At 73.6% G+C, this 21,400-nt stretch carries 22 protein-coding genes and 1 riboswitch; of the genes, 8 read left to right on the top strand and 14 right to left on the bottom strand.

Features of this window, described 5'->3' with window-relative positions; all coding sequences use genetic code 11:
* Nucleotides 1-62 precede the first annotated feature (62 nt).
* Nucleotides 63-338, bottom strand: coding sequence for an SCO4848 family membrane protein (locus ACZ4MU_RS23335; RefSeq protein WP_467879699.1), 276 nt, complete (start codon nucleotides 336-338; stop codon nucleotides 63-65).
* A 109-nt stretch (nucleotides 339-447) separates the two neighbouring features.
* Here ACZ4MU_RS23335 and ACZ4MU_RS23330 point away from each other — a divergent pair, with 109 nt between their 5' ends.
* Complete coding sequence (locus tag ACZ4MU_RS23330; RefSeq protein ID WP_467879696.1) at nucleotides 448-1,737, top strand: D-alanyl-D-alanine carboxypeptidase family protein; 1,290 nt, start codon at nucleotides 448-450, stop codon at nucleotides 1,735-1,737.
* Here ACZ4MU_RS23330 and ACZ4MU_RS23325 read toward each other — a convergent pair.
* From ACZ4MU_RS23325 to ACZ4MU_RS23310, 4 genes are read right to left on the bottom strand one after another with little or no spacing between them, the layout of a single operon-like run.
* A complete protein-coding gene (locus ACZ4MU_RS23325; RefSeq protein ID WP_467879693.1) occupies nucleotides 1,691-2,599 on the bottom strand; it encodes a YihY/virulence factor BrkB family protein in 909 nt (302 codons plus the stop codon). The two genes, ACZ4MU_RS23330 and ACZ4MU_RS23325, sit on opposite strands and share 47 nt — an antisense overlap.
* Complete coding sequence (locus tag ACZ4MU_RS23320) at nucleotides 2,587-3,015, bottom strand: GtrA family protein (RefSeq protein WP_467879690.1); 429 nt, start codon at nucleotides 3,013-3,015, stop codon at nucleotides 2,587-2,589. Before ACZ4MU_RS23320 ends, ACZ4MU_RS23325 begins: the two co-directional genes overlap by 13 nt.
* Nucleotides 3,012-3,953 (bottom strand): decaprenyl-phosphate phosphoribosyltransferase, encoded by a 942-nt coding sequence (locus ACZ4MU_RS23315; protein WP_467879688.1) that lies wholly within the window; start codon nucleotides 3,951-3,953, stop codon nucleotides 3,012-3,014. Before ACZ4MU_RS23315 ends, ACZ4MU_RS23320 begins: the two co-directional genes overlap by 4 nt.
* A complete protein-coding gene (locus ACZ4MU_RS23310) occupies nucleotides 3,950-4,501 on the bottom strand; it encodes a phosphatase PAP2 family protein (RefSeq protein WP_467879685.1) in 552 nt (183 codons plus the stop codon). Before ACZ4MU_RS23310 ends, ACZ4MU_RS23315 begins: the two co-directional genes overlap by 4 nt.
* Nucleotides 4,502-4,688: 187 nt before the next feature.
* On the opposite strand from ACZ4MU_RS23310, the gene ACZ4MU_RS23305 reads away from it, so the two are divergent.
* Nucleotides 4,689-6,044 (top strand): FAD-binding protein, encoded by a 1,356-nt coding sequence (locus ACZ4MU_RS23305; RefSeq protein ID WP_467879683.1) that lies wholly within the window; start codon nucleotides 4,689-4,691, stop codon nucleotides 6,042-6,044.
* A gap of 39 nt (nucleotides 6,045-6,083) precedes the next feature.
* A complete protein-coding gene (locus ACZ4MU_RS23300; protein ID WP_467879680.1) occupies nucleotides 6,084-6,839 on the top strand; it encodes a decaprenylphospho-beta-D-erythro-pentofuranosid-2-ulose 2-reductase in 756 nt (251 codons plus the stop codon).
* Nucleotides 6,840-7,140: 301 nt separating this feature from the next.
* Here ACZ4MU_RS23300 and ACZ4MU_RS23295 read toward each other — a convergent pair whose 3' ends face one another.
* From ACZ4MU_RS23295 to ACZ4MU_RS23285, 3 genes are all read right to left on the bottom strand, one after another.
* Complete coding sequence (locus tag ACZ4MU_RS23295; RefSeq protein ID WP_467879678.1) at nucleotides 7,141-7,716, bottom strand: 2'-5' RNA ligase family protein; 576 nt, start codon at nucleotides 7,714-7,716, stop codon at nucleotides 7,141-7,143.
* Nucleotides 7,717-7,898: 182 nt separating this feature from the next.
* Entirely contained in the window at nucleotides 7,899-8,909 is a 1,011-nt protein-coding gene (trpS, locus tag ACZ4MU_RS23290; protein ID WP_467879676.1) for a tryptophan--tRNA ligase, read from the bottom strand.
* Between the two features lie 209 nt (nucleotides 8,910-9,118).
* Nucleotides 9,119-10,405 carry a serine hydroxymethyltransferase gene (locus ACZ4MU_RS23285; RefSeq protein WP_467879673.1) on the bottom strand — a complete coding sequence of 429 codons (1,287 nt, stop codon included), beginning with the start codon at nucleotides 10,403-10,405 and terminating at the stop codon, nucleotides 9,119-9,121.
* A 26-nt stretch (nucleotides 10,406-10,431) separates the two neighbouring features.
* Nucleotides 10,432-10,521: riboswitch (ZMP/ZTP riboswitch) on the bottom strand.
* 110 nt (nucleotides 10,522-10,631) lie between these two features.
* Between ACZ4MU_RS23285 and rocD the strand changes: the two genes are divergently transcribed.
* Nucleotides 10,632-11,840: an ornithine--oxo-acid transaminase gene (rocD, locus tag ACZ4MU_RS23280; RefSeq protein ID WP_467879670.1), complete on the top strand. Its 1,209-nt coding sequence runs from the start codon at nucleotides 10,632-10,634 to the stop codon at nucleotides 11,838-11,840.
* A 130-nt stretch (nucleotides 11,841-11,970) separates the two neighbouring features.
* Here rocD and ACZ4MU_RS23275 read toward each other — a convergent pair whose 3' ends face one another.
* Nucleotides 11,971-13,152 (bottom strand): glutathionylspermidine synthase family protein, encoded by a 1,182-nt coding sequence (locus ACZ4MU_RS23275; protein WP_467879668.1) that lies wholly within the window; start codon nucleotides 13,150-13,152, stop codon nucleotides 11,971-11,973.
* 3 nt (nucleotides 13,153-13,155) lie between these two features.
* The gene (locus ACZ4MU_RS23270; RefSeq protein ID WP_467879667.1) at nucleotides 13,156-13,482 is read right to left on the bottom strand and encodes a hypothetical protein; all 327 of its coding nucleotides are present in this window, start codon (nucleotides 13,480-13,482) and stop codon (nucleotides 13,156-13,158) included.
* Nucleotides 13,483-13,673: 191 nt separating this feature from the next.
* Between ACZ4MU_RS23270 and ACZ4MU_RS23265 the strand changes: the two genes are divergently transcribed.
* Nucleotides 13,674-14,522, top strand: coding sequence for a hypothetical protein (locus ACZ4MU_RS23265; RefSeq protein ID WP_467879854.1), 849 nt, complete (start codon nucleotides 13,674-13,676; stop codon nucleotides 14,520-14,522).
* A 364-nt stretch (nucleotides 14,523-14,886) separates the two neighbouring features.
* Here ACZ4MU_RS23265 and pdxR read toward each other — a convergent pair whose 3' ends face one another.
* Nucleotides 14,887-16,308 (bottom strand): MocR-like pyridoxine biosynthesis transcription factor PdxR, encoded by a 1,422-nt coding sequence (gene pdxR, locus ACZ4MU_RS23260; RefSeq protein ID WP_467879664.1) that lies wholly within the window; start codon nucleotides 16,306-16,308, stop codon nucleotides 14,887-14,889.
* Nucleotides 16,309-16,355: 47 nt separating this feature from the next.
* Between pdxR and ACZ4MU_RS23255 the strand changes: the two genes are divergently transcribed.
* Genes ACZ4MU_RS23255 through ACZ4MU_RS23245 form a run of 3 tightly spaced genes read left to right on the top strand, consistent with a single transcriptional unit; the run spans nucleotide 16,356 to nucleotide 18,066 of the window.
* A complete protein-coding gene (locus ACZ4MU_RS23255) occupies nucleotides 16,356-16,904 on the top strand; it encodes a carboxymuconolactone decarboxylase family protein (protein WP_467879661.1) in 549 nt (182 codons plus the stop codon).
* Nucleotides 16,901-17,350 carry a carboxymuconolactone decarboxylase family protein gene (locus tag ACZ4MU_RS23250; RefSeq protein WP_467879657.1) on the top strand — a complete coding sequence of 150 codons (450 nt, stop codon included), beginning with the start codon at nucleotides 16,901-16,903 and terminating at the stop codon, nucleotides 17,348-17,350. Before ACZ4MU_RS23255 ends, ACZ4MU_RS23250 begins: the two co-directional genes overlap by 4 nt.
* Complete coding sequence (locus tag ACZ4MU_RS23245; protein ID WP_467879851.1) at nucleotides 17,347-18,066, top strand: isocitrate lyase/PEP mutase family protein; 720 nt, start codon at nucleotides 17,347-17,349, stop codon at nucleotides 18,064-18,066. Before ACZ4MU_RS23250 ends, ACZ4MU_RS23245 begins: the two co-directional genes overlap by 4 nt.
* 28 nt (nucleotides 18,067-18,094) lie before the next feature.
* On the opposite strand, the gene ACZ4MU_RS23240 is transcribed toward ACZ4MU_RS23245, so the two are convergent.
* Genes ACZ4MU_RS23240 through ACZ4MU_RS23230 form a run of 3 tightly spaced genes read right to left on the bottom strand, consistent with a single transcriptional unit; the run spans nucleotide 18,095 to nucleotide 21,248 of the window.
* The gene (locus ACZ4MU_RS23240) at nucleotides 18,095-19,153 is read right to left on the bottom strand and encodes a hypothetical protein (protein ID WP_467879654.1); all 1,059 of its coding nucleotides are present in this window, start codon (nucleotides 19,151-19,153) and stop codon (nucleotides 18,095-18,097) included.
* A gap of 3 nt (nucleotides 19,154-19,156) precedes the next feature.
* The gene (locus tag ACZ4MU_RS23235) at nucleotides 19,157-19,534 is read right to left on the bottom strand and encodes a hypothetical protein (RefSeq protein WP_467879651.1); all 378 of its coding nucleotides are present in this window, start codon (nucleotides 19,532-19,534) and stop codon (nucleotides 19,157-19,159) included.
* Nucleotides 19,521-21,248: a hypothetical protein gene (locus tag ACZ4MU_RS23230; RefSeq protein ID WP_467879648.1), complete on the bottom strand. Its 1,728-nt coding sequence runs from the start codon at nucleotides 21,246-21,248 to the stop codon at nucleotides 19,521-19,523. The genes ACZ4MU_RS23235 and ACZ4MU_RS23230 overlap by 14 nt, the downstream gene beginning before the upstream one ends.
* Between the last annotated feature and the right edge of the window lie 152 nt (nucleotides 21,249-21,400).

The following is a 21,400-nucleotide window of genomic DNA, read 5'->3' as shown; positions in this document are numbered from 1 at the left end:
GCGGAAGAGGAAATCTTCACTACACAGCTACTCGTTAGCCGCGCGTGACAAGGGGGGCGCCGCTAGTCGTTAGCGGTCCGTGACCCGGCCGCCCCAGCGGCTCCAGCGCGCAGATGGCGTACGGAACGGAACCCGATGACGCCCACACCCGTCCCCAGAAGAAAGGACACGACGGCGAGGGTGAGGTGCACCCAGAAGTACGCCGTCGGGTCGCCCCCGTCGTCGAAGGCCAGCCCGCTGCCGTCCTTCCACAGGTTCTTGACGAAAGTGATCCAGATGATCCAGCTCCACACTCCGAACGCGAGCAGGAACCAGGAGACGCGGCTGCTGAGCTTCATGGAATCAGTATCACCGGGGCGAAGCGGGCACAGCCGGGCGGGTGGCGGCCCCCGGCGGGTCACCCCTCCGGTGTTCGGATCGACACCTGGGGCCTGTACGTTCTCGTCCGTGTCTGCTGTGAAGAAGCCTGCCCGGATCGCCCTGGCGATCGCGGTCGCCGCGCTGCTGCCCGCGCTCGCGGCCGCGCCCGCGTCGGCGCTGCCCACCGATGACAAACCGGGCACGCAGGGCCAGTCCGGCAAGCCCGGCAAGACCCGCAAGGACCCCGACCCGCCGCCCGCCGGGATGTCGGCCGTCGGCGGCGCGCTGCTCGCCCAGCCCGGCACCCAGGTGAAGCTCGGCCCCGGCGCGCCGGTGCTGCCGATGGACCTCACGGGCCGCTCCTGGATCGTGGCGGACGCGGAGAACGGCCAGGTGCTGGCCGCGCACAACGCGCACTGGCGGCTGCCTCCCGCCTCCACCCTGAAGATGCTCTTCGCGGACACGGTGCTGCCCAAGTTCCCCCGGACCGACGTGCACACCGTGACCCCCGCCGACCTGGAGGGCGTCGGCGAGGGCAGCAGCATCGTCCCCATCCACGCGAACCTGCCGTACACCGTGCACGACCTGTGGCTCGGCGTCTTCCTGCGCTCCGGCAACGACGCCGTGCACGTGCTGTCGTCGATGAACGGCGGCGTGCCCAAGACCGTCCAGGACATGCAGGCGCACGCCGAGGACCTCCAGGCGCTCGACACCCATGTGGTCTCGCCCGACGGCTACGACGCCCCGGGCCAGGTCTCCAGCGCCTACGACCTCACCCTGTTCGCCCGCTCGGGACTGCAGAAGAAGGACTTCCGCGACTACTGCTCCACCGCCTCCGCCAAGTTCCCCGGCGTCGAGGGCAAGAACCACGAGCGCGACTACTTCGAGATCCAGAACACCAACCGGCTGCTCGTCGGCGAGCGGGGCCTGGACCCCTACAAGGGCATCGCCGGGGTCAAGAACGGCAACACCACCAACGCGGGCGCCACCTTCACCGGGGTCGCCGAGCGGGGCGGCCGGGTGCTGCTCGTCACCGTGATGAACCCGGACTCCTCCGAGGGCCAGGCCGTCTACAAGGAGGCCGCCCGCCTGCTGGACTGGGGCTTCTCGGCGGTCGGCAAGGTGACCCCGGTGGGCGAGCTCGTACCCCCCAGGTCGGCCCTTCCGGCGAACACCCCGCCGGGCTCGCAGCCGCCTTCGAGCACCGGAGCCCAGGACCCCGCGAAGGCGGCGGTCACCACGCGCAAGGGGCCCGGCTCCGGTGGTGTCGCCACCGCGCTCGGCATCGCGGCGGGCGCCCTCCTCGTGGTCGCGGCCGGGGTGTTCCTGCTCAACCGGCGCTTGCCTCTTCCCGAGCTGGTGCGTCGCAAGCGGTGAGGGCGGGGTCGTCCTCCTTGGCGGGGGTGGCGGTCCAGGCGGCGCAGAACAGCAGCAGCTTCGCGGTGAAGTTGATCCACAGCAGCAGGGCGATGGGCACGCCGAACGCCCCGTACATGCTCTTGGCCGCGACCCCCTGCATATAGCCGCCGAGCAGCACCTTCAGCAGTTCGAACCCCACCGCGCCGATCGCCCCGGCGGTCAGCAGGTGGCGGCGCGGCGGGGAGACCCCGGGCAGCAGGGTCAGGACGTACATCAGGACCAGGAAGTCGGCGGCGGCCGCCACCGCGATCGCCACGATCCCCACGAACACCCGGCCGACGCCGTTGTGCTCGAGCCCCAGCTGGGCGGCGGCCCAGCCCACGGCCGTCGAGCCGATCGAGGACGCGCCGAACGAGGCGAGCCCCGCGCCGCCGAGGCCGACCAGCACGCCGCCGTCCTTGAGCTTGCGCAGGAACGGGTTCTCCTCCTCGTCGTCCCGGTCCCACACCACCCGCAGGCAGCCGCGCATCTGGCCGATCCAGCCGATGCCGGTGAACAGCAGCAGCGCGCCCGCGACGACCCCGACCGTGCCCGCGTTGCGGGTCAGGTCCTCCAGGTCGAGCTGGTCGGAGATGCCGGGGACCTGCTCGGCGAGGGTGTTCTGGAGCTTCCGCACCCGGCCCGGGGTCAGCACGGCGGCGGCCACGGCCGCGCCCACCGTGAGCAGCGGGAAGAGCGCGAGGAAGCTGACGAAGGTGATCGCGGCCGCGAGCCGGGACCAGCGCACCCGGTCGAGCCGCTCGTACGACCGCCACGCGTGCGTCCGCATGAGCCGGGCGAGCCACGGCCCGACGACGGGGAGATTCTTCAGCCAGTCCATGACGTGCGAGTACCCTCCTCACCCCGGAAGACAAGCGTCCGGGTCCCCCAGAAGCGCAGGCAGGTGGCGAGTGCCATGCCGAACACGGCACCCGAGAGCGTGTCGGCGCGCGGCGAGGTGAGGCCGAGGCCGTAATGGCTGACGGCCAGACAGAGCAGCTGCACCAGCGCGCCCGCGATGTTCACCGCGAAGAACACGGCGTACTCGCGCGCTCCGGCCCGGCTGCCCCGGTAGGTCCCGAAGGCGTTGCCGAGGTAGGCGACCGTGCACCCCGCCACGAAGGAGAGGCACTTGGCGGCCAGCGGGTCCCAGACGAGCGACGACCGCAGCCACACGAACAGGCCGAGGTCGACGGCGTACGCGCAGATCCCGGTCAGCGCGAAGCCCGCCAGCTCGGCCCGGCGCACGCCCCTCACAGGTCCGACACCGCCAGCCCGTACAGCGCGATCCACACCAGGGCGATGACCACCAGCGCCCGGTCGCGCAGCACCACGTCCTCGGGGGCGCCCGCGCTGCCCCGGTCGGCGAAGACGGCGTACCGCAGGATCCCGCCGATGAACGGGACCATCGACAGCTGCCGCCACGGCAGCAGCGAGCCGCCGGTCATGCCGCCGCTCTCCAGCGCCCACATGCAGTACGCCAGGACCGCGACCCCGGCAGCGAGCTGCCAGACGAACCGCAGATAGCCGGTGGTGTAGGCGTCCAGGAGCGCGCGGGTGGCGCCGCCGCGCCCCTCCATCTGGACGGCTTCGGAGTACCGCTTGGCCGCGACCATGAACAGCGCGCCGAACCCGGCGGTGATCAGGAACCAGCGCGAGAGCGGGATGGCGAGCGCGACCCCGCCGATCATGGCCCGCATCAGGAACCCGGCGGTGACCACGACGAGATCGACGACGAGGACGTGCTTGAGCTTGACGCAGTAGGCGAGCTGCATCACCACGTACCCGGTCAGCAGGGCCGCCGTCATGGCGTTGCAGGTGAGGGCCGCGCCGAGCGGGGCGAGCAGTGCGAGCAGCCCTCCGGTGGCGTACGCGACGGGCACCGGCACCTGCCCGGTGGCCACCGGGCGGTGGCGTTTGTGCGGGTGCGCGCGGTCGGCGGCGGCGTCGCGGGCGTCGTTGACGAGGTAGACCGCCGAGGCGGCGGCCGTGAACAGCGCGAAGACCACCACGAGTTGGCGCAGGGTGTCCCGCGAGCCGAGCTGTCCGGCGGCGGCGGGCGCGGCGGCCACCAGCACGTTCTTGATCCACTGTCGGGGGCGCGCGGTCCTGAGCACACCGGCGGGCACGCCGAGCGCGCGCCGCCCCGGGTGCCGGGCGAGGTGCTCTTCGAGGACGGCGACAGGACGGCTCATGAGGCGGCTCCCGCGTGTCGCGGCCGGGCGGGTGGGCGGCCACGGCTCAGCCACCGGGTCCCCAGCCGGGCCGTGGCCCCGCCCAGGAGGGCGCCGGCCAGCACGTCCGAGGGGTAGTGGACGCCGACGACCAGCCGGGACACGCACATCGCGGCGGCGAGCGGGGGCACCAGGCGCGCCCCGGCGGGCCGCAGCGCGCCGTAGGCGACGGCCGCGGCGGCGGCCGAGGTGGCGTGCGCGCTCGGGAAGGAGTGCCGCCCGGCGGTGCGCACCAGCGGCTCCCGTCCGGCCGGCGAGGGCCGGGGCCGCCGCACCACCCGCTTCACGCCCATACCGCCCAGGTGCGCGGCCGCCACCAGCGCGGCCCCGCGCAGCCAGCCCGTACGCCGCTCCCGGTCGACGGCGGCGGCCAGCGCCCCGCCGGCCAGCCACACCGCCGCGTGCTCCCCGGCGAAGGAGAACGCGCGGGCGACCGCGGCCACCCGTGGCTCGGCGCCGCAGTCGCGCAGCGCCGCCAGCAGCCGGTGGTCCACGTCGGAGTACCGCATCTGCCACCCCAATCCCGTGAGACAGCCCCGCCGATCGGCCGTCGGCCGTACGCGACTCTCCCCGGCGGCGGCGCCGGATGCGCGTCAATGCCGCTTGACACTCACTCAATCACCCATTTCGGTGAGCACCGCACTAAAAAGGGCATAACGCCACATTCGCCGGAGAAGCCCGGCTACGGTCGCTGTCATGCCTGCCGCCACCGCCCCGACGCCCGTGACCGGCTGGGGCCGCACCGCCCCGACGGCCGCCCGGCTGGTCCGCCCGCGCACCTACGAGGAGGCGGTGGCCGCCGTCCTCGCGGGCGGGGCACGCGGGTCCATCGCCCGGGGCCTGGGCCGGGCCTACGGCGACGCCGCGCAGAACGCAGGCGGCGCCGTCCTGGACATGACCGGCCTCGACCGCATCCGCACCATCGACGCCGAGGCGGGCGTGGTGGTCTGCGAGGCCGGGGTGAGCCTGCACCGCCTGATGGAGGTCCTGCTGCCGCTGGGCTGGTTCGTGCCGGTGACGCCCGGGACCCGGTACGTCACCGTCGGCGGGGCGATCGGCGCGGACATCCACGGCAAGAACCACCACGGCTCGGGCGCCTTCTCGCGCCACGTCGGCGCCCTCGACCTCCTCACGGCGGACGGCACCGTCCGCAGGCTCACCCCCTCGGACGAGCTGTTCCACGCGACGGCGGGCGGCATGGGCCTGACCGGGCTCATCCTCGCCGCCGAGCTGCGCCTGCACCCGGTGGAGACGTCCCTGATGACGGTGGACACCGAACGGGCGGCCGATCTGGACGACCTGATGGCCCGGCTGACCGCGACCGACCACCGCTACCGCTACTCGGTGGCCTGGATCGACCTGCTGGCCAGGGGCGCGCGGACGGGCCGGGCGGTCCTGACCCGGGGCGACCACGCGCCGCTCGGGGCGCTGCGCGGACGCGCGAGCAGGGCGCCGCTGCACTTCGGCCCGCCCCGGCTCCCGCCCGCCCCGCCCCACCTCCCGGGGGGCCTGCTGACCCGCGCCTCGGTCTCCGCCTTCAACGCGCTCTGGTACCGCAGGGCCCCCCGGCACCGGACCGGGGAGCTCCAGTCGATCGCCAAGTTCTTCCACCCGCTGGACGGCGTCCCGCACTGGAACCGGATCTACGGCAGGGCCGGCTTCGTCCAGTACCAGTTCGTGGTCGGCCACGGCCAGGAGGAGACCCTGCGCCGGGTGGTGCGCCGGATCGCGCGCCGGGGCTGCCCGTCCTTCCTGGCGGTCCTCAAGCGCTTCGGCGAGGCCGACCCCGGCTGGCTCTCCTTCCCGCTCCCCGGCTGGACCCTGGCCCTGGACATCCCGGCGGGACTGCCGGGCCTGGCCGGGTTCCTGGACGAACTGGACGAGGAGGTGGCGGGCGCGGGCGGCCGGATCTATCTGGCGAAGGACTCCCGCGTACGCCCGGAGGTCCTGGAGTCCATGTACCCGCGCCTGGCCGCGTTCCGCGCCCTGCGCCGCGAACTGGACCCGGAGGGGGTCTTCGTCTCGGACCTCTCCCGCCGTCTGCACCTCTGAAGGACCGCCCGCTTCCCCGGAGTTACGAGGAGTCACGAGATGAAGGACGCGTTCGGCACCCCCCAGTCCCTGCTGATCCTGGGCGGCACCTCCGAGATCGGCCTGGCGACGGCGCGCCGCCTGGTGGCCCGCCGCACCCGTACGGTCTGGCTGGCCGCCCGCCCCTCGCCCGCGCTGGACGCGGCGGCGACGGAGCTGCGCGACCTCGGCGCGGACGTGCACACGCTCGCCTTCGACGCGCTGGACGCCGAGTCGCACGAGCAGGCCCTGGGCCGCGTCTTCGCCCGGGGCGACATCGACATGGTCCTGCTGGCGTTCGGCATCCTGGGCGACCAGGTACGGGACGAGGGATCGCCGCTGGCGGCGGTACGGGTCGCGCAGACCAACTACACCGGCGCGGTCTCCGCCGCCCTGATCTGCGCGAAGGCCCTCCAGACCCAGGGCCACGGCTCCCTGGTGGTGCTCTCCTCGGTGGCGGGCGAACGGGCCCGCCGCGCCAACTTCATCTACGGCTCCAGCAAGGCGGGCCTGGACGCCTTCACCCAGGGCCTGGGCGACGCCCTCCACGGCTCGGGCGTCCACGTGATGGTGGTACGCCCCGGCTTCGTCCGCACCAAAATGACCACGGGCCTCCCGGAGGCCCCCCTGGCGACCACCCCCGAGGCCGTGGCGGAGTCGATCGAATCGGGCTTGAGGAGAAGGGCGGAGGTGGTGTGGGTGCCCGGGACGCTACGGGTGGTGATGTCGGCCCTGAGACACGTACCGAGGCCGCTCTTCCGACGACTGCCGGTGTAGGGGCGCGGCCCCCGCCAGGGATTCCGTCTGCGGCCCGTCTGTGGCTGAGCGCGCAGTTCCCCGCGGCCCTGATGGGTCGGGCGTTCGGCTGCGGGCCGGTGGCGGGTTGCTCGCGCAGTTCCCCGCGCCCCTTTGGGGCCCGGTGTTTGTCTGCGGGTCGGTGGGGGCTGGTCGCGCAGTTCCCCGCGCCCCCAGGTGCCCAGGGGCGCGGGGAACTGCGCGAGCAACCCAGCACGGCCCGCAGCCGAAAGAAGGAGCCCAGGGCGCAGCCCGGAGAGGGTGCGGGCGGGGAGGGCGACCCTCAGGCTCGGACCGACGGCTCGTCGCGGGAGCCGCCCTGGGCCGGCACCCCGCTCAAGCCGAAGCCGTACTCGTACAGCTTCCGCCACACCCCGTCCACCCCCTGCTCGTACAGGGCGAACCCCCCACACGTCCACTCCGCCTCGAACCCCGCCAGCTCCTCGAACGCCCGGTCCATCCCCTCCTCGGAGATCCCGTGCGCCACCGTCACATGCGGGTGGTACGGAAAGTGCAGGTCACGCACGAGCGGCCCGGCCTCGTCCCGCACCCGCTGCTGGAGCCACGCGCAGTCCGCCCCACCCTCGACGACCTGCACGAACACCACCGGCGACAGCGGCCGGAACGTCCCCGTCCCCGCCAGCCGCATCGGAAACGCCCGCCCCGCCGACGCGACCTCGGCCAGATGGGTCCGGATCGCCGGCAGGCACGCCGCGTCGACCTCGGTCGGCGGCAGGAGGGTGACATGCGTGGGAATCCCGTACGCGGCGGGATCACCGAAGCCCGCGCGCCGCTCCTGGAGCAGGCTGCCGTACGGCTCCGGGACCGCGATCGAAACGCCGAGCGTTACGGTCCCCACGTCGTTCTCCTCCGTCGTTGTCCGGGTACGTCTGTGTCCGTCAGTGTGCAGTGTGGCGGGCGCCCGGCCCTTCTGGCCAGAGCCCTCGGCCCGGCCTTCGGTCCCCCGGGCCGGAGCGCACCCCGCCCCACGGCCCGCGCGCGCACGCCGCACGCCCCCCACACCGCGCGCCTCGGCGCGGCTCAGTGCTTGGCGGGCAGGAACCCCACCCGCTCGTATGCCGTGGCCAGGGTCTCGGCGGCGACCGCGCGCGCCTTCTCCGCACCCTTGGCCAGGACAGAGTCCAGCGTCTCGGGGTCGTCCAGATATTCCTGGGTCCGGTCCCGGAACGGCGTGACGAACTCCACCATCACCTCGGCGAGGTCCGTCTTCAGCGCCCCGTACATCTTGCCCTCGTACGCCGTCTCCAGCTCGGGGATCGTCCGGCCGGTGAGAGTCGAGTAGATGGTGAGCAGATTGGAGACGCCCGGCTTGTTCTCGGCGTCGTACTTGATCACCGTGTCCGTGTCGGTGACCGCGCTCTTGACCTTCTTCGCCGTGGTCTTCGGCTCGTCGAGCAGGTTGATCAGGCCCTTCGGCGTGGACGCCGACTTGCTCATCTTGATCGACGGGTCCTGGAGGTCGTAGATCTTCGCGGTCTCCCGGAGGATGTACGGCGCGGGGATCTTGAACGTCTCACCGAAACGGCCGTTGAAGCGCTCGGCCAGGTCGCGGGTGAGCTCCACGTGCTGGCGCTGGTCCTCGCCGACCGGGACCTCGTTGGCCTGGTAGAGCAGGATGTCGGCGACCTGGAGGATCGGGTACGTGAAGAGACCAACGGTGGCGCGGTCGGCGCCCTGCTTCGCCGCCTTGTCCTTGAACTGCGTCATCCGGGACGCCTCGCCGAAACCCGCCAGGCAGTTCATGACCCAGGCGAGCTGGGCGTGCTCGGGCACATGGCTCTGCACGAAGAGCGTGCAGCGCTCCGGGTCGAGCCCGGCGGCCAGGAGCTGGGCGGCGGCGAGCCGGGTGTTGGCCCGCAGCTCCTTCGGGTCCTGCGGAACGGTGATCGCGTGCAGGTCCACGACCATGTAGAACGCGTCGTGGGACTCCTGGAGCGCCACCCACTGGCGGACCGCGCCGAGGTAGTTGCCGAGGTGGAACGAGCCTGCGGTGGGCTGGATTCCGGAGAGCACTCGCGGGCGATGCAGCATGGCGGAGCCATTCCCCTGAGGGTGGTGGTGGGCGACGGGCGGGCGATCAGAGGCCATGCTCATCATTCTCTCAGGTACCGCCGACAGCTCGGAAATTCCTGTGGACAGGAACCGTTCCACCCTGGCGTTACGCAGCGCCGGGAGTGAGGAGGAACACAGCGCGTCCCTCCTCCGGGCCCGCCGCGGCCCCGCTCCCGGCGCGGTGGCGCCTACTCCGCGGACAGCCCCGGCGCCGGGAACGCGGCCATCAGCTCGGCCACCTCGTCCCGGATCACCGCGAGGGCGTCCTCGTCGCCGGCGCGGGCCGCGCCGACGCCCCGGTCGATCCAGTCGGCCACGGCCGCCATGTGCTCGGTCCCCAGGCCCCGCGAGGTGAGGGAGGCGGTGCCGATCCGGATGCCGGAGGGGTCGAACGGCTTCCTGGGGTCGTAGGGGACGGTGTTGTAGTTGACGACGATCCCGGCCCGGTCGAGGGCCTTGGCGGCGACCTTTCCGGGGACGTCCTTGGGGGTGAGGTCCATCAGGATCAGATGGTTGTCGGTGCCGCCGGAGACCAGGTCGAAGCCGCGCGCGAGGAGCTGCTCGGCGAGGGCCCGGGCGTTGGCGACGACGGCGTGGGCGTAGTCGCGGAACGAGGGCTGGGCCGCCTCGTGCAGGGCGACGGCGATCGCGGCGGTGGTCTGGTTGTGCGGGCCGCCCTGGAGACCGGGGAAGACGGCCTTGTCGATGGCCTTGGCGTGCTGCTCGCGGGACATGAGCATGGCGCCGCGCGGGCCGCGCAGGGTCTTGTGGGTGGTCGTGGAGATCACGTCCGCGTACGGGACCGGGGACGGGTGGGCGCCGCCCGCGATCAGACCCGCGATGTGGGCGACGTCGGCGACCAGCACGGAGCCCGCCTCCCGGGCGATCTGAGCGAAGGCCGCGAAGTCGATGGTGCGGGGCAGGGCGGTGCCGCCGCAGAAAATGATCTTCGGCCGCTCCTTGAGGGCGAGTTCGCGCACCTCGTCGAAGTCGATCAGGCCGGTGTCGTGGCGTACGCCGTACTGCACACCCCGGAACCACTTCCCGGTCGCGGAGACGCCCCAGCCGTGGGTGAGGTGGCCGCCCATCGGCAGGGCCATGCCCATCACGGTGTCACCGGGCTCGGCGAAGGCGAGGTAGACGGCGAGGTTGGCGGGTGAGCCGGAGTAGGGCTGGACGTTGGCGTGCTCGACACCGAAGAGCGCCTTGGCGCGCTCCACCGCGAGCGTCTCGACCAAATCGATGTTCTGCTGGCCCTCGTAGTACCGGCGGCCCGCGTAGCCCTCGCTGTACTTGTTCTGCAGCACCGTGCCGGAGGCTTCGAGGACGGCCCGCGAGACGTAGTTCTCGCTGGGGATCAGCCGCAGGGTGTCCGACTGCAACCGCTCCTCGGCCGCGACGAGGGCGGCGAGTTCGGGGTCGGCGGCGGAAAGGGCCGGATGGGAAGGGGCGGGGTGGGAAAGGGGCAGGCTCATGGCGTCCTCCGGGGTCCGTGGTGGTCCCGGGGTGCCCAGGCGGGCGGCACCTCGTGCGCGTGGCACGCACGGCTTCCCCGAGGTCGCTTCCCCGTGCGCCAGTCGCCGTACGTGCCATCCACCCTAACGGGCACACCGGGAATCAAGGTTTCCCCGTCCAGCATCCGAACGACGAGAGAAACTGGGCCCTACCCCGTCCCACGCCGCACGATGAAACGGAGACCCCGTGTCGACTACATCGGACGCCATCCGCTCTGCCGAGGCCCACAGTGCGCACAACTACCATCCGCTGCCCGTCGTCGTCGCCTCGGCCGAGGGCGCGTGGATGACCGATGTCGAGGGGCGCCGCTTCCTCGACATGCTCGCCGGTTACTCGGCGCTGAACTTCGGACACGGCAACCGCAGACTGATCGACGCGGCGAAGGCGCAGCTGGAGAGGGTGACGCTCACGTCGAGGGCGTTCCACCACGACCGGTTCGCCGAGTTCTGCGGGCAGCTGGCGCAGTTGTGCGGCAAGGAGATGGTCCTGCCCATGAACACCGGGGCGGAGGCCGTGGAGACGGCCGTGAAGACCGCCCGGAAGTGGGGGTACCGGGTCAAGGGGGTGCCGGACGGGACGGCGAAGATCGTCGTCGCGTCCAACAACTTCCACGGGCGTACGACGACGATCGTCAGCTTCTCCACGGACCACGAGGCCCGCGCGGACTACGGGCCCTACACCCCCGGCTTCGAGATCGTGCCGTACGGGGACCTGACCGCGCTGTCGGCGGCCGTCACGGAGAACACCGTGGCGGTGCTGCTCGAACCGATCCAGGGCGAGGCCGGGGTGCTGGTGCCCCCGGCCGGATATCTGCCGGGCGTACGGAAGTTGACGGCCGAGCGGAACGTGCTGTTCATCGCGGACGAGATCCAGTCGGGTCTCGGCCGGACCGGGCGGACGTTCGCGTGCGAGCACGAGGACGTGGTGCCCGATCTGTACGTGCTGGGCAAGGCGCTCGGCGGCGGGGTGGTTCCGGTCTCGGCGGTGGTGGGCTCGGCGGAGGTGCTCGGCGTGTTCCGGCCCGGCGAGCACGGCTCGACCTTCGGCGGCAACCCGCTGGCGTGCGCGGTCGGCCTGGAGGTCATCGCGATGCTGCGGACCGGCGAGTACCAGCAGCGGGCCACCGAACTCGGTGAGCATCTCCACCACGAGCTGGGCCTGCTGGCGGGCACCGGCGCCGTCCGGGCGGTGCGCGGGCGCGGCCTGTGGGCGGGGGTCGACATCGACCCGGAGTTCGGGACGGGCCGGCAGATCTCGGAGCGGCTGATGGACCGGGGCGTCCTGGTCAAGGACACCCACGGCTCGACGATCCGGATCGCCCCGCCGCTGGTGATCAGCAAGGAGGACCTGGACTGGGGGCTCGACCAGCTCAGGGCGGTGCTGGGACAGGAGTAGGGGCGGGCGGACGCGCGGCGGCCCCGCCGGGGCGGGGCGGGCGGGGCGGGGCGGCGGTCCGGGCCCGGACAGACCCGGAGCCGCCCCGGACCCGCCGGACACGCCGGACCCGCCGGACCCGCCGGACCCGCTAGCGGATCAGATGCGGGACGAACCGCGCGTACTCGTCCGTGACCGGGCCCGCCGACTCGCGGATGCCCAGGCCCGCCGCCTCGTCCTCGACGACCCAGGCGCCCAGGACGACCCGGTTGCCGTCGAAGTCGGGGAGCGGGGCGAGGGCCTGGTAGCAGACGGGTTCGGCGCGCGCGACGGGTGGCGCGCCGGGGTGGTGGATCTCGACCCCGGCGCCCTCCCGGCCGAGCAGCGGCTTGGAGACGTAACCGCCGGTGCGGGCCAGCTCGCGCGGCCCGTCCAGATAGGCGGGGAGCAGGTTCGGGTGGCCGGGGTAGAGCTCCCACAGGATCGCGAGCAGCGCCTTGTTGGAGAGCAGCATCTTCCAGGCGGGCTCGATCCAGCAGGTGCTGCCGGTGCCGCCGCCGTTGTCCAGGGTCTCGAGGACGTGCGGGGCGAACCGGTCCGTCGTCAGCCACTCCCACGGGTAGAGCTTGAAGCAGCTGCGGATGAAGCGGAGGCTCTCGTCGACGAAACGGCCGGTCAGGCTGTCCCAGCCGATCCGCTCCACCGACAGCGCCCGCGTCTCGATGCCCGCCTGTTCGGCGGTCTCGCGCAGATACGCCACGGTCATCAGGTCCTCGCCGAGCTCGTCGTCGTCCGAGTGGGCGAAGTGGAGCGGGCCGGGCGGAAGGAGCGGGGCCTGCCGCTTCCAGGCGGCGACCAGCCGTTCGTGGAGCGAGTTCCACTGGTCGGCGCCGGGGAAGCGCTCCTCCATCCAGAACCACTGCGGGCTCGCGGCCTCGACGAGCGAGGTGGGGGTGTCGGCGTTGTACTCCAGCATCTTCGCCGGGCCCGTGCCGTCGTAACGCAGGTCGAAACGGCCGTAGACCGAGGGCAGTTCGGCGCGGCGGTGCCAGGACTCGGCGACCCGGGCGACGAGCGGCGGGTGGGTGATCCCAAGATCGGAGAAACGATTCTGCTCGACGATGTGCGCGGCCGCCGCCAGGCACATGGCGTGCAGCTCCTCGACGACCTCCTCCAGCGCCTCGACCTCGGGGAGGGTGAAGGAGTAGTACGCGCTCTCGTCCCAGTACGGGCGGAGCGAGCCGTCCGGGTGGCGGGTGAGGGGGTAGATCAGCCCCTGGGCCTCGACGGTCTGCTGCCAGCCGGGGCGCGGGTCGATGCGGTGCCGCTGCATCCGTCAGCCGCCGCCCGTGCCGGAGTGGCCGCCTATCCCGCCCCGGTCGACACCGCCGGAGGAGCCGGCCGTGGAGGATCCCGAGGAACCGGAGGAGCCGGAGGAGTCCGACTTTGAGCGGAAGGAGCCGCCATAGACCGTGCCGTTGCGGACGTGGCCGCCGTAGTAGTACGAGCCGTGGCCGCCACTCTTGCACTCGTACTTGGGGAGTTCCTTGTGCGTGACGGGGTCGACGCAGCGGCGGTCAGGCTCGTGGGAGCACGCCGCCAGCGTGGCGGCGAGCACTCCCATGCCGCCGAGCACCACCGTCGTGGACCGGAATCTGCGCATGTGCGGACCTCCCCCTCGCGAACCGTACGTATCTCTGGGACACGAACCCATGTCTTGGACTGTCTGGGACATGAACCGATGTCTTGGACGTGAACCGGCCACACCCTAGTTCCCGGTGATCCGGGACGAGGAATCCGTTGGCTCCTGCCCCCTGAACTCCCTTCCATTACAGTCCGTCTGTGCTCTTTGGGATGATCTGTGCGCTGGGATCGGCGGTCTGCTACGGCACCGCGACCGTTCTGCAGGCCGTCGCGGCGCGGGCGGCGTCGGGGCCGGGCGCGGGGTCCGGGGCCGGTTCCGGGGGGACGGGGGTCGATCCCGCGCTGCTGCTGCGGGCCGTGCGGCAGTGGCGCTACCTGGCCGGGCTCGCGCTGGACGGGCTCGGCTTCGTCCTCCAGATCGTGGCACTGCGGGCCGTCCCGATCTACGCGGTCGGGGCGGCGCTGGCCGCGTCGCTGGCGGTGACGGCGGTGGTCGCGGCGCGGGTGCTTGCGGTGCGGCTGTCCGGGACGGAGTGGGCTGCGGTCGGGGTCGTCTGCGCCGGGCTGGCGATGCTGGGGCTCGCGTCCGGCGAGGAGGGCCATGAGCGCGGACCCGCCGCGCTGCCCTGGGCGCTGCTCGCGGTCGCGGTCGCGATCCTGCTGGCCGGGGCGGTCGCCGGGCGCCTGCCCGGACGGGCCCGGGCGCTGGTGCTGGGGCTCGGGGCGGGCTTCGGGTTCGGGGTGGTGGAGGTGGCGGTCCGGCTCATCGACTCCTTCGACCTCGCCGAACCCGCGCTGTACGCGCTGCTGCTGGGCGGGGGCGCGGCGTTCCTGCTGCTGACGTCGGCGCTCCAGCGGGGTTCGGTGACGACGGCGACAGCGGGGATGGTCCTGGGCGAGACGGTCGGGCCGGCGCTGGTGGGGGTGGGGTGGCTGGGGGATCGTACGCGGGCGGGGTTGGGGTGGTTGGCGGTGGTGGGGTTTGGGGTGGGGGTTGCGGGGGCGCTGGTGCTGGGGCGGTTCGGGGAGGCGCCGGGGGCGTCTCGGGGTGAGGTGTAGGCGGCTTCTCGGGGCTGTGCCCCGCCCCCCGGCCGCGCGCAGCAGGGTTTCACGTCGACGTGCGGGTGGGTGGGGGCTGCTCGCGCGGTTGCTCGCGCGGTTCCCCGCGCCCCTGAAAGGCTGGGCCTACGGCCCGGACCCCTCCCGCCCGAGGAACTGAAGCTGCGACATCCCGAAGTACCCGAGGGGCGCGGGGAACTGCGCGAGCAACCCACCACCGGCCCGCAGACAAACACCGGGCCCCCAAGGGGGGCGGGGAACTGCGCGACCAGCCACAGACGGCCCGCAGACGAACCCTCGGCCCAGCAGGGGCGCGGGGGAACCGCGCGACACGGCACAGACGGGCCGCGCACCAGCACCGCCCCTACGGCAACACCCTGCACAGCGCGTCCAGCGCCCCCGCCCACCCCCAGTCCGGCGGCGCCCCATACCCCACCACCAGCGCGTCCCGTGACGGCGGCGTCGCCGGGTGGCGGAAGGCCGAGAGGCCCTGGAGGGCCAGGCCCTGCCAGGCCGCGGCCTGGATCACCGCGCGCTCGGTGCCGGGCGGCAGCTCCAGCACCGCGTGCAGCCCCGCAGCGATCCCGCTCACCCGCACCTCCGGCGCCCGCGCCGCCAGCGCGGCCACCAGCTGGTCGCGCCGGCGCCGGTAGCGCAGCCGCATCCCCCGCACATGGCGGTCGTACGCCCCGGACGCGATGAACTCCGCCAGCGTCAGCTGGTCGAGCGCGCCGCACGACCAGTCCACGTCCCCCTTCGCCTCCGCCACCTCCCCCGCCAGCCGCTCCGGCAGCACCATCCAGGCCAGCCGCAGCCCGGGCGCGAGCGACTTGCTGGCCGTGCCCAGGTAGACGACGTGGTCGGGGTCGAGGCCCTGCAACGCCCCGACGGGCTGGCGGTCGTAGCGGAACTCGCCGTCGTAGTCGTCCTCCAGGATCAGCCCGTCCACCGCCCGCGCCCAGTCGACGACCGCGGCGCGCCGGTCCGGTGGGAGCGCGACCCCGACCGGGAACTGGTGCGCGGGCGTCAGCAGCACCGCCCCCAGCCCCCTCCCCGCTCCCAACTCCTGCGTCAGCGTGCCGTGTTCGTCGAAGGGCAGCGGCGGGGTGCGCAGGCCCGCCCGCGCCAGCAGGTCCCGGTGGACATCGAGCCCGTACGACTCGACGCCGATCTCACGGACCCGGCGCGCCCGCAGCACCCGGCCCAGCAGCATCAGACCGTGCACGAAGCCCGCGCAGACGACGATCCGCTCGGGGGCCGCGTGGACGCCGCGCGCCCGCGCCAGATACTCGGCGAGGACCGTGCGCAGCTCGATGCGCCCGCGCGGGTCGCCGTAGCCGAAGGCTTCGTGCGGCGCGGCCGTCAGCGCCCGCCGGGAGGCCTTCAGCCACTCGGCGCGCGGGAAGGACGCCAGGTCGGGGCTGCCGGCGATCAGGCTGTACGCGGGGCTGCGGCGCGCCGGGTGGCGCGGCCCGGACGGCTGCGGGCGGCGCGGCGCGGTCCGCTGGGCGACCCGGGTCCCCGAGCCCTGGCGTGCGGTGAGCCAGCCCTCGGCGACGAGTTCGGCGTACGCGTCGGCCACCGTGTTGCGTGCGATGCCCAGGTCCGCCGCGAGGGAGCGCGACGAGGGCAGCCGGGCGCCGGGCGCGAGCCTGCCGCCGCGCACCGCCTCGCGCAGCGCGTCCATGAGCCCGGCGCGCAACCCGCCCGCGCCCACCTCCACATGGAAGTCGACACCGAAGACTTCGGCCAGAGTTCCGGAGGAAGTGGCCCAGGATTCCGCCATGAAAATGGACCATACCCGTGTGACATGTGCCGCGTACCGTCATCCGTATGACGGCGACGGACGAGAACACGGGAATCACGGGGGACGGCGTGAGCGGGAACGACCAGGGCGAGAGCGGCTCCTACGCCGCCGAGCACACTCCCCGGCTGCACTGGGCGAAGGCCGCCCCCGAGGTCTACAAGGCCATGGTGAAGCTGGACGCGGCGGCCGGGCGCGGGGTGGACCCGGTGATCCACGAACTGGTGAAGATCCGCGCCTCGCAGCTCAACCACTGCGCCTTCTGCCTCGACATGCACACCAAGGACGCCCTCGCGGCGGGCGAGTCGGTCGAGCGGATCGTGCAGCTCAGCGCCTGGGAGGAGTCCCAGCACTTCTACACCGCCAGGGAGCTCGCGGCGATCGAGCTGACCGAGGCGATCACGGTCCTCACCGACGGGTTCGTGCCGGACGAGGTGTACGCGAGGGCGGCCGCGCAGTTCGACGCGACGGAGCTGGGCCATCTGATCGCCGCGATCACGGTGATCAACGCCTGGAACCGCTTCGGCGTCACCACCCGGATGGTGCCGGGCCACTACACCCCCGGGATGTACAAGTGACCGCCCGGGCCTGGCAGGTCCCGCAGGAGGTCTACCGGGCCCTGGCGGCGGTGAGCGCGGCCGCCAAGAAGGCGCTCGACCCGACCCTGACGGAGCTGGTCATGGTCCGTGCCTCGCAGCTGAACCACTGCGCCTTCTGCCTCGACATGCATCTCGACCTCGCGCGCGAGCACGGCGAGACCGAGGGACGGCTCGATCTCGTCGCGGCCTGGCACGAGGCGGGCGACCGCTTCAGCGAGCGCGAGCGTGCGGCCCTCGCCCTCACCGAAGGCATAACGGTCCTGACCGACGGATTCGTTCCCGACGAGCTCTACGCACGCGCCTCCAAGCACTTCGACGAGACCGAACTGGCCCACCTCATCGCCGCGATCACCGCCATCAACAGCTGGAACCGGCTGATGGTGGCGCGGCGCACCGCACCCGGAGAGACCGAATGGCACAGCTGACCCCCGTCGCCGCCTTCCGCGCCCTGCACCACGGGCGCGCCACGGGCGACCCCCTGATCCTGCCCGGCCCCTGGGACGCGGCCAGCGCCCGCGTCTTCGAGGAGGCGGGCTTCCCGGCGCTCGCCACGCCGAGCGCGGGGGTCGCCGCCTCGCTCGGCTACGCGGACGGCGCCACGCCCGGGGACGAGATGTTCGCGGCGGTCGCCCGGATCGTGCGGGCCGTCTCCGTGCCCGTCTCGGCGGACGTCGAGGGCGGCTACGGCCTCGCCCCCAAGGAGCTGGTGGAGCGCCTTCTGGAGACCGGCGCGGTCGGCTGCAACCTGGAGGACTCCGCCGACGGCGCCCTCAAGGACCCGGCCCGCCACGCCGACTGGCTGGCGGAGGTGCGCGAGGCGGCCGGGGACGGGCTCTTCGTCAACGCGCGCGTGGACACCTACATCGAGGGCGTGAACGACCTGGACGCCACCATCGCGCGGGCGCGCGCCTACGTGGCGGCGGGCGCCGACTGCGTCTATCCGTACGGCGCCCCCGCCGACCATCTGCCGAAGATCGCCGCCGCCGTGCCGGTCCCGGTCAACCAGGTGGCGCTCGCGGACGGCCCGACCCCGCGCCGCCTGGGCGAACTGGGCGCCGCCCGCGTCACGTTCGGCCCGCTCCTCCACCGCCGCGCGATGAAGGCGGTACGGGAGGCCGCGGACCACCTGCGCGCCGGCTGAGCCGGAGAAGGGGCACGCGGGCCCGCCCTCACTCCGGCGCGAACGTGCCGAGCACCGTGGTGAGGACCCCGCGCTGGGCGGGCCAGTCCTCGTCGGGGCCGTACACCAGCAGCGTGTACGGCACCCCGTTCCCGGCGACGAAGGAGCGGGCGATGCCCTGGACACGGTCGGTCTGGACGGTGCGGTTGTACGCGTAGACCAGCTCGGCCGCGTCCGTGGCGGTCACCTCGGTCGTGCGGCGCAGCGAGATCTCCTCGTAGCCGCGGTGGTTGCCGAGGTTGTCCGAGGTGATGCGGAGCGCCTCGTACGGAGTGATGCCGGGTTCCGTCAGCCGGAACAGCTGGAGCACATACCGCTCGTCGGGCGAGCGGTAGAGGGCGCTGCCGCGCTCCTCGGTACGGGTCCAGGTGGCCGGGACGGCGACGCTCCAGCCGAGCGGGTCGTCCACGTGGCGGTAGCCCTCGGGAGCGGCGGCCGCTCCGGTCGCGGTTCCGGTGTCGGGCGTGGCGGTGTCCGTGGATCCCGGCGCCGGCGTGCCGGACGGGCCGTCGGTGGGGGTGGTCGTGGGGGCGTCCGAGGGCGGGTCCGTGGGGGTGCCCGTCGGGTCGTCGCCCGGGCTGTTCGCCGGCTCCCCCACCGGCGCCGAGGCCGAGGATCCCGCCACTCCCCCGCTCCCGGAGCCCCCGTCCCTGCCCCACAGCAGCCAGCCTCCGGCCGCCCCGCCCGCGAGGACGGCGGCGGCCACGGCGGCGACGACCGCCCGCTGCCGCCGACGCCCCGGGGCCACCGGCGCGTACGCGGGCGGGTGCGCCGGATCGCGCGGCAGCTCGTACGCCCGCTCGGTCTCCGCCTCGTGGTACGGCACCGGCCGGACCGGCGCGGAGGGCGGCGGGCCGGGCGGCAGGGGCGGCGGGGCCCCGTACGGCGGACCGGGCGGCAGGGGCGGCGGCGCCCCGTACGGCGGACCGAAGGCGGGCGGGTCCGGGGGCCGAGCGGCCGTGGCGTCGCGGCCGGGCGGTGGCGCGCCCTGCTCCCAGCTCTGCGTCTCGGCGTTCCACCAGGCGCCCCCGCCGCCCCGCGCGCTCATCGCTCAGCCGCCCAGGAGCGAGGCGAGCGCCCGGCCGACGGCGGCGGCCGAGGCGAGGACGCCGGTGAGGCCCTCCGCGCCGTCGAGCGCCCCGCGCAGCCGGGCCAGGCGCCCCGGACCCGCGGCGCCCGCCGCGGCGATCTCGGCCTCCGCGTCGGCCGCCGCGCCGTCGAGCACCCGGACGCGCTCGCCCGCGACCACGCGCGCGAGGTCGGCGCGCAACTCCCTTATCGCTTGCAGCAGTTCCGTCTGGGCGGGGTCCACCGGCGCGCCGCCCTGCTGGTGCGTGACGGTGTTGTGGTCACCGATGGCCATCGCGCCCACCACACTGCCGATGCTGATCCCGCCCCGCGTCCTGTCCTGCCCGTCATCCGTCGCCACGGCCGTCTCCCGTTCTCCCTCTGCCTGTTCTCCGTCTGCCCGTCCGGCTGATCACCGTGTTGCGGTCGCCGATCGCGATGGCACCCTTCGCGGTCTCGATGAACGTCGCCCCCTCGGCGACGTTCACGATCTTCTGGACGAACTCGTCCGTCTCCCAGCCCGCCTCCTGGAGCGCGAGCCGCACCCCGTTGGCCACCCGGTCCTGGATGGACTTCAGATAGCGGCTGACGTCCATCTCCTGGAAGAGCGAGGCGTCGTCGTCGGAGCCGAGTTCGCGCACCGCCCGCACCGGCCCCTCCGGCAGCGCCCCGCCGTGCCCGCCGGTGGCCAGCCGCCACAGCGAGACGGCTCCGCGCCACAGCGTGAGCAGCGCGTGCCCGGCGGCGGCCGGAGTGTGTCCCACCGCCCAGGCGGCCTTGCCGAAGCGGTTGTTGTGCCGGTAGCGGTGAGCGGCCCGGTCGGCGTCCTGGTACAGCCGCCTGACCGGGCGCAGCACATGGGGGGCGACCTCCAGCATCAGCATCCCGCCCTGGGTGTGGACCCGGACGAAGACCGTGGTGACGATCTCCTCGCCCCAGCCGCCGACCCGGATCCGCAGGAAGTGCCGCCGGGTCTCGCCGCCCTCCTCGATCGCGTGCGCGCGGTGCTCCTCGAAGGCGCCGGGGGTGTACGGGGCGTCGGCGCGGGCCGGCAGCCCGACGACCGGCAGGAACACGATCTCGTCGAGCTCCAGCTCCCGCAGCCGGTCGCGGACCGCGTCGGCGAGCTCCGGCGAGCCGTGCGGGGAGGGAACGCGCAGCGCTTCGAGGAGCGGGACGATCCGGCGCAGGATGGCGCTGTTGTCGAGCGGCTCGGGCTCGCGGTCCTCGCGCGGGCGCAGTTCGACGGAGAGGGACCACGGCTCGTACGGCCTCCCCGCGCCGCAGAACGGGTTGGCGACGCGGTACAGGACCAGCGGCGCGTGCTGCTCGGCGCGGATACGGCGGGACAGGCGCTGGAAGCGGGCGCCCTCGGCGGCCTCGGCCGGGTCGGCGGCGAGGGCCGGGAAGCGGGATCGGGACAGCTCCTCGGTGAGCGACTTGGCGAACTGCCCGCGCTGCATGGCGACCGCCCACGCCAGCAGCAGCGGCAGCACCAGCGCGCACCACGCCTGGATGCGCGCGTCGCCGGCGGGCCCCCCGCCCAGGGGCCCGGGCAGCCCCGCCGCGCCCAGGGGCCCGGGCAGCTCCGCCGCCCCGCCCTCGACGGCGGGTTCCAGCAGGAGTGCCAGCGCCCACCCGTAGAACCCCCAGCCACCCCAGCGCACGTACCAGGCGACGATCCGGCGGACCAGGGGCGGCCGCTCCAGCGGCCCCCGGATCCAGCCGGCCAGCGTGAACAGCGCGAATGCCGGGAGGTAGGCGAGGATCAGCCACTGGGTGAGCGGGACGGCCACGATCCACAGCAGCACGATCGCGGCGGACCAGCCGAGTTCCAGGCGCCGGGCGCGCAGGGCGTGCGCCAGCACGCGCGCCGCGTCGATGCCGAGCGAGGGCGCGGCGATGCGCTCCTCATGGACGTACAGCTCGTCGATGACGGCGTCCCGGAAGGAACCGTCCAGATACGCGCCCGCGCACAGCAGCCGGGTCGCCTCGCTGGCGCCGGGCGCCCTCGGGCGGGGCGGACCACCGGGCCCCGGACGGCCCGGCAGCCGCGTCGGGTCGGTCTGCGTCAACACTCCCCCCGGCGAGCGAACTCCCCGCGCTCGCGGGCGAGTTGCCCGCTGCGGAAGGCCACAGCGTAGAGGAGGGGCGCCGTCCGTGTCGTACGCCAAAAAGACCACCCCCGCCGGCTCGGTGGGGCCGACGGGGGTGGTGGGTGAGCCGG

Source organism: Streptomyces sp. NPDC026377 (assembly GCF_055567715.1).
This window is presented reverse-complemented; position numbering and strand designations above follow the sequence as displayed.